The following is a 3,526-nucleotide window of genomic DNA, read 5'->3' as shown; positions in this document are numbered from 1 at the left end:
CCCGCCTCTCAAGACGGCACGTTTTTGGTACCACCAGTCCTGGGAAACACTTCTTCCAAGAAGTGAAGCGTCACGAGTAGGACTCCCGACAAAGATTCGATCCCAGAACCCTGCGAGTGCCGGGCGGAAACCACCGCTGCCAATCGATACGCAAGCACTTTCATCAGAAAGCCTTGCAAATGAGAGAGACGCGCGGATATCAAAAAATCCGGCTCAGCTACCAACTAAACGGAACGACGCTCGGACGGCCATTGGATACGAACCCAACCGGCTACAGATCGACAACCGTGTCGCTTGCCGAATCGTCTTGATGCTTCCGCAACTGCTCCATCGCTGCCAAAGTCGCATCGCAATACGATGACACGGCTGTCCCCCAGGCCTGTTCCTTTGTGGCCTGGCGGGCTTGTTGCAACAACTGGTCGACATCCTGCCAATCCAACATCCAATTTCGCTCTTCAGAAGTCTGGCGAAGCTGGGTGATCACATCGTCCATGCGAAGCAAGAACGCTTCATGCGAATTGGCCCTGAATCGGCGGTAAGGCCCGGTCCCCAACGCGGTTTCTCCGCTTCCGATATCGAGCGATTCACCCGAATCCCAAGGACCACCGCTCCCCGCCGGATCGCCTGAACCACCCTGCCCTGCCCCAGGCATGCCGGGCATCCCAGGAACAGGTGACGAGCCACCTGCCGAACTCCGGTCTCGAACACGACGCGTTTTCAGTGGCCGCCTGCGTTCATTCGGCTTGAACACACCGCTCGCCCATACCGCGGCTGAGATCGACCCCAGTATGAATGCGACGATTGCCGAGCCCACGAACCGCGGACTGACCAAAGCTGCCGCCAATCCAAAACCGACCGCTCCCGTCCAACAGAACGCGGTGGTCGCAATCAACGCCCGCGAGGAAACCTCATCCGCTCCCAGAGAGCGGGACTTTCGAGGTGCTCCATTGTTCTGAGTTAAATGCTCATCATCAACTTCGACAACGATCAAAGTGATGTTGTCTGGACCGCCCCGCAGATTGGCCAGATCGATCATCACCCGTGCCGCTTTATCGACATCGAGCGAATCCAGCAGAACGGCCAATTCGTCGTCTTCGATTTGCCCAGTCAGCCCATCGCTGCACACCATGAAGCGATCGCCGACCTCCAGATCAAACGGCCCCTCCAAATCAACCAACACCTCAGGAGAGGGCCCCAACGACCGAGTGATCACATTCTTGGGAATCGACTTGCTGAAGACACTGTCGCTGTGAACTTTTCCGCTGGCTTGCATCTCCCAAACCAGCGAGTGATCAAACGTCAACTGCTCCAGCACGCCTCGCCGCAGGCGATAAACTCGCGAATCTCCGACGTGTGCCACATAAGCGGCACCGTTGACCAGAACCAGCGAACTGGCGGTCGTTCCCATGTTCAGGAACTCAGGATTACTTTGTCCGCGTTCGTAAATCGCGGCATTGGCCAGATGCACGGCCTCAGAAATCGCGTGCTCAGGAGCCTCTTCTCGCGATTGGTAGTAGTGCATCGAAATGCGTTCACTGGCAATCTGCGACGCTAACTCGCCGGCCGCGTGGGCTCCCATTCCGTCAGCGACGACGAAGAGGTGGCCGCGTTGGTTCAGACGATCGGCGGACTCAGCGATTAAAACCGCCGATGAATCTTGATTGTTCGCACGTCGCATCCCGACATGGGTCTGCTCAGCGAACTTCACTCCGGGGCGCCATGAACCTGACAAACGATTTGTGACCGAGAACTTGTGACCGAGAACACTTCCAACCGACGAACTTACACGCCTCTTACAGACTACTTGGCAAATTGTAAGTCGCCACGTGCGTTGAACCTAGTGTATTGAACGCTCTGACGCCACGATTTTGACGAGCTTCGCCTTCGAACGGGCGTCACTCGCATCGCCCGACCAACAAAAGCAACCAAGCTCGCTACACCAAACACACTACTCACACAGGAGCGATCAACTCAGCTGCCAATCGACAAGCGTCCAAGAACTCATCCACCATCAAGTACTCATCCACCGTATGGATGGACGCCTGACCACACCCCAATGTGACCGCTTCGATGCCGTGCAGCATCAACCAATTCGCATCCAAACCGCCATTGGCGACTTCACACTGTGGAGAGCGTCCCAATTGCGAGATCAACTCCGTCGCCGCCAGCACAGACGGGTGATCCTCCGCCAAACGAAACGCCTCGTAATCGACTCGGCTGCTGAACTCAAAGCTGCCTGTCCGGCCCTGGACGTCTTTCACCGACTGAACCGCATTTTCGATCGCAGCTCTCATCTGAGACACGATTTCGGCACGAAACTCGGCACCGTGGCTGCGAGCCTCGGCCCGCAACTGAACTTCTGGCGTGATCACATTTGTCGCATCGCCACCCTGAAACACACCGACATTCGCGGTCCCGCGACGCCCGTCCTTTTCAACCAGCCCCAACCAACCGTTGCGATGCAGACTGCTGATCGCTTCAGATGCAATCACAATGGCGCTGACGCCTTTCTCGGGAGCCACGCCGGCATGAGCAGCATGCCCGTGGATGGTCACCTGAATCCGTTCGCCACCGATTGCTCCATGACGAATTTTGTCGAGTGCTCCGCCGTCGAAGTTGAATGCTCGGTCAACACGACCGACTTTGGACACGTCCAAATGACGCGCACCTTCCAAACCAACCTCTTCCTGAATCAAGAACGTGATCGCGGCCGGAGCCAGTCTTAAATTGGGATTCTTTGCCTGACGCGACAATCGCTCGACGATCGCACTGAGAATCACCGCACAACCGCTGCGGTCATCGGCACCCAAGCCCGTTGGCCCATCAGCCACGACAATTCGGCCCAATTCGTCGTCATCGCGAATCTGAGGGTTGGATCCGACACAAATTGGAACAGTGTCCATGTGTGCGGAAAGCAACGTCCGCGGCAACGAATCGTCGCCCGGCAACGTGACGATCAAATTGCCCGCGTTGCCATCCAAACGGGTCTTCGTCCCAGCGTCATCGGACTGAATCCAGTCCGGATCCACTCCCGCGCGAACCAACATTTTCTGAATCGCGGACGAAATGGCGGCTTCATCGCCACTCTTGCCGGGAATTCGCGTCAGCTCGAGAAAACGATCCAAAGCCGCGGACTCATCGATCGCGGCCCATGACGAAGCACCTTTCGCGTCAGCATTCATCGCTTCGGACTGGCTCATCGCGTGCGGCTAACACGACGTGGCGACTGGTCTTCCACGCGAATTGGCTGTGCTGCGGTGCCGGTTTGTGACTGATTCAACCGCCCGATCGCAAACCATCCGGCTGCCAACAGCAATCCGCTGGCGGCAAACGAGGCCAACATCGGAACGACGTGAGCGGGCTCCGCGGCGTAGTGAGTCAAACCTTCCGTGCTGCCATGCCCTGGGTGTGCCGAAGCGGGAACGGCAAAAACCAAAGCGGCAATCGAGCCAATGAGTGAACGCGACAAAATGAACTCACAAGAATCAAGAGAAATGAGAAGAGCCGATTCACCGGCAGATTTCAG

3 protein-coding genes are annotated in these 3,526 nt (G+C 57.1%); all 3 read right to left on the bottom strand.

Annotation, left to right across the window (positions count from 1 at the left end; translation table 11 throughout):
- Window positions 1–271: 271 nt before the first annotated feature.
- Window positions 272–1,708 carry a PP2C family protein-serine/threonine phosphatase gene (locus B2R17_RS05175; RefSeq protein ID WP_286763129.1) on the bottom strand — a complete coding sequence of 479 codons (1,437 nt, stop codon included), beginning with the start codon at window positions 1,706–1,708 and terminating at the stop codon, window positions 272–274.
- A gap of 244 nt (window positions 1,709–1,952) precedes the next feature.
- Window positions 1,953–3,200: a M20/M25/M40 family metallo-hydrolase gene (locus B2R17_RS05170; RefSeq protein WP_286763128.1), complete on the bottom strand. Its 1,248-nt coding sequence runs from the start codon at window positions 3,198–3,200 to the stop codon at window positions 1,953–1,955.
- A partial coding sequence (locus B2R17_RS05165) for a hypothetical protein (RefSeq protein ID WP_414707226.1) occupies window positions 3,197–3,526 on the bottom strand: 330 nt, incomplete at its 5' end. The genes B2R17_RS05170 and B2R17_RS05165, both read right to left, overlap by 4 nt.

It is taken from the genome of Rhodopirellula sp. UBA1907, assembly GCF_002337565.1.
Lineage (GTDB): Bacteria > Planctomycetota > Planctomycetia > Pirellulales > Pirellulaceae > Rhodopirellula > Rhodopirellula europaea.
The sequence above is the reverse complement of the archived record's forward strand: the minus strand, read 5'-3'. Positions and strand labels throughout refer to the sequence as shown.

What these genes read in the sequence shown, in the direction of transcription:
- B2R17_RS05170 (WP_286763128.1), bottom strand. Translation starts at nt 3,200, where the DNA reads ATGAGCCAGTCCGAAGCGATGAATGCTGACGCGAAAGGTGCTTCGTCA.